At 64.9% G+C, this 3,084-nt stretch carries 3 protein-coding genes; 1 reads left to right on the plus strand and 2 read right to left on the minus strand.

The window, feature by feature from the left end; all coding sequences use genetic code 11:
- Positions 1-2,116 (minus strand): phage tail tape measure protein (locus ACFSM0_RS07710; RefSeq protein WP_465270041.1); only part of this gene is annotated, 2,116 nt, incomplete at its 3' end.
- Positions 2,117-2,214: 98 nt separating this feature from the next.
- On the opposite strand from ACFSM0_RS07710, the gene ACFSM0_RS07715 reads away from it, so the two are divergent.
- The gene (locus ACFSM0_RS07715; protein WP_377388954.1) at positions 2,215-2,670 is read left to right on the plus strand and encodes a hypothetical protein; all 456 of its coding nucleotides are present in this window, start codon (positions 2,215-2,217) and stop codon (positions 2,668-2,670) included.
- A gap of 9 nt (positions 2,671-2,679) precedes the next feature.
- Here the strand turns inward: ACFSM0_RS07715 and ACFSM0_RS07720 are convergent, their stop codons facing one another.
- Positions 2,680-2,994: a hypothetical protein gene (locus tag ACFSM0_RS07720; RefSeq protein ID WP_377388956.1), complete on the minus strand. Its 315-nt coding sequence runs from the start codon at positions 2,992-2,994 to the stop codon at positions 2,680-2,682.
- Positions 2,995-3,084: the final 90 nt, after the last annotated feature.

Raw genomic sequence — 3,084 nt, forward strand, 5'->3', positions numbered from 1 at the left:
GCCCGTCATCGCTGAGCGTGAGCTCGGAGGCGGTCATGGCGATCTGGCCCGCCTCTTTCCCCGCCATGCGCTTGGAGACATCATGCGGAATGATCCGCGTGCCGCTCGGCAGATCGACGATCTCGCCGCCGCGCTCGTTGATGCGGGTGAGCCCGCCACGCCAGTTGCTTGTCCCGTTCGCATTCGCCCCGATCCCGAGGCTGCCGAGGATACCCCCCAGAAAGCCGTTACCCGTGCCACCGAACAGCCGATCGAAAGCGGAGTTCAGCATCATCTCCCCGAGCTTGCCGATGATCTGGCCCAGCATGTCCTTGAAGCTCGTGGCACCGGTCAGGAACGAGGAGAAGGCGCTGGTGATCGACTGCCGCCAGCTCTCGGTGGCCTCTTGCAGCTTCTGCATCGCATCGCGTTGCCGCACGAGCGCAGCGATCTGCCGCCCGCTCGCCGAGGCCGCGGCGACGCCCGCCTCCTTGAGCGCATCGAAGATATTGCGCTCGGTCTCGGTGGCAAAGAGCGTCGCCTTGAGCCGCGCGATATCCTCGTTCAGCCCCTTGAGCACCTTTTGCAGCGCCGAGAGCTTGCCCGCGGCCCCGCCGCCAGAGCCCCCGCCCCCGCCGCCATTGTTGAGCGTGGTGAGCTCGGAATTTGTGGCGCTGACAGCCGCGCCGAGCCTTCCCACCGCCGCGCTTGCGGCCTCGAAGCCCGCCGTCACCTTCGATGAGGCACTCTCGGCCATCTTGTCCGCAGCCTCGCCAGCCTCCGCCCCGGCTTTGGCCAGCGTGCCCGACAACGTGTTCGTGGTCTCCACCACCCCGGCGAGCGCCGGGGCGAGCCCCTTCACCTGCGCGAGCTGCCAGACAAAATCATGGAACTTCGAGGCCATTTCGGAGAGCGCCCAGAAGAAGGTCGACTTCATCCGCTCCCAGACCGCAGCGAGCCCGTCGGGGATCGCCCCGGCGCTCGTGACAATGCCGTCCCAAACCCCGGAGGCCACCTCGCCCAGAAGCGAAAGCGCCTTGCCAAACCCGCCCGCCGCCGCAACGAGCGCCATGAACTTGCCCACCAGCCAGCCCGCCCCGACAATGAGCGCGCCAAACCCGGTGACGATCAGCGCCCGCCCCATCAGCGTGAAGGCCCCCGCCAGCGCCCGCGTGGCATTCGCCGCCAGGATCGCGGCAAGCGTGGTGCGCCCGAGCAGGATCTGATGCGCCGCTGCCGCCGCAGACGCCTGCATGATCGCGCGCACCGCCGTGGTGCCAAGCGCGATGGCAAAGCGCCCGGCAAAAAGCGTTGCCACCACCGCCGCCGTGCCCGCAAGCGTGCGCATCACCGTCATCAACGTTTCGGCATGCGCGCGCAAGCCGGAGGCCACCGCCGTTACCGCCTCCGCAGCCGCCATCAGCGCGGGAACCACCATCGCGCCGATCGTGTTCTGCAGCCCCGTCCAGGCGAGCTGCATCTGCGCAAGTGCCCCCTTGCCCGCCTTCAAGGAGGCAATGGTGTTGCCGTCCATCACCGCGCCGACCCGCTCGGCCATTGCGGCATATTCGGCCATGCCCGCGCCGCCATTGCGCAACAGCGGCAAAAGCCCGGAGGCCTCATCGGCCACCGCCTCCATATAATAGATCATCTCCGCCTGTGAGAGCTTCGCCTTCTCCAGCGAGGAGACATAGAGCTGGAGCGCATCCGCCCCCGAGAGGTTGCGGAACTGCGCCGCCGTCACCCCCACGCGCGGCGCGATCTTCTCGAAGAAGTCCGCCATCTCGCCGCCGCCGGTTTGCAGGAAGTCGCCCACCCGGTCATTGGTATCTTTCAGAATGTCGGAGAGCTTGTCCTGCTCGATACCGACACTCTTCGCCCCCGCGGCCCAGCCCTGGAACTGCTCGGGCGAGGTGTTTGCAAGCGTCGAGAGGCGCTGGATCTCCGCGCCCGCCGAGATCGCCCCGAGCCCCATCGCGACAAAGGCCGATTGCATGGAGGCGGCAATGCCCCCCGCCATCTTCCCCGCCCGCGCGGCAAAGCTGGCCAGCGTGCCCTGCGACCCCTTGAGGCCCTTGGAGAATTGCGCAGCGTCGAGCCCCAGGTTCACCCGGAGCGCGCCAATAACAGATGACATGTTCTCTCCAGATCAAAAATGCGCCATAAATTGCGCTAATTGAGCTTCGAAAGTGCACTGGAACTATCATTAGCCATTAGAATCAAAGGAGACTTCAAATGGTGTCCGGCATCTTCCGTTTCATTATCGGCCTAGCTTTTGGCCTAGCTTGTATCTTGGTTCTCTCTCCGGCGGTGGCCGCGTTTCAATCCGAACAGTCATCTTTTGCTGTTAGTGCGACGATCATCGTTGTTCTTCTTGTCTGCGCATTGGTGACTTTTGCGCCTAATATTCGCCGCGCTTTCGGGCGCAGTTTTCTTGCTCTTGGCGCTTGCTTCATATTCTTGCCTGTCTCTGCGATGCTGCTCTCAGGAAGGGCTACGAACGAAGTCGTGACGCAGGCTAGCGCCAACGATCAAGCCGCAGCAATGATCGGTTCAGGCCTTGCCGGGATCGCCGTTACTGGTTTTGCGACTTTTTTCGGCCTCATCCTCGGCGCAATCTGTGTGATCACTGGCATGGTGCTTGTCCTTGGCGGACGGCGCGAAGTCGTCATTGTCGAGCGATACAAATAGCCGGAAGCGTCAACTTCCGTTCCGCGCAAGCGCCCGGTCGATCCTGTCCCAGGCCGCATGGAACCGCTTCACCCGGTCGTGCCGGTCCTCCGGCAGGCCGACGAAGCGTTCGAGCGGGATCGTCTTTTGCAGATGCGGCAGCATGGCGGAGAACCAGACAAGCTCGCGCTCGCGCTGCAGCCGTTTTGCCGCCCCCTCAAGGTGGATCGTGAGCAGCCGCGGCGTGAGCCCCCAGAACGCGCCGGGCTCAAAGCCCGCCGCGGTATAATCCCGCAACAGGCCCGCGATCGTTACCGCTTCGCCCGGCCCGCCTTGGCCGGGCATTTGACGTTTCCCCGTGCGGTCTCCGGGGCGATCTCCGGGGCGGCAGCTGCCGAGGCGCGCGCCACCGCATCGGTGTTCGCGCTCAGGATC

This window comes from Rhodobacter lacus, from assembly GCF_042683065.1.
In the GTDB taxonomy this organism is placed as follows: domain Bacteria; phylum Pseudomonadota; class Alphaproteobacteria; order Rhodobacterales; family Rhodobacteraceae; genus Rhodobacter; species Rhodobacter lacus.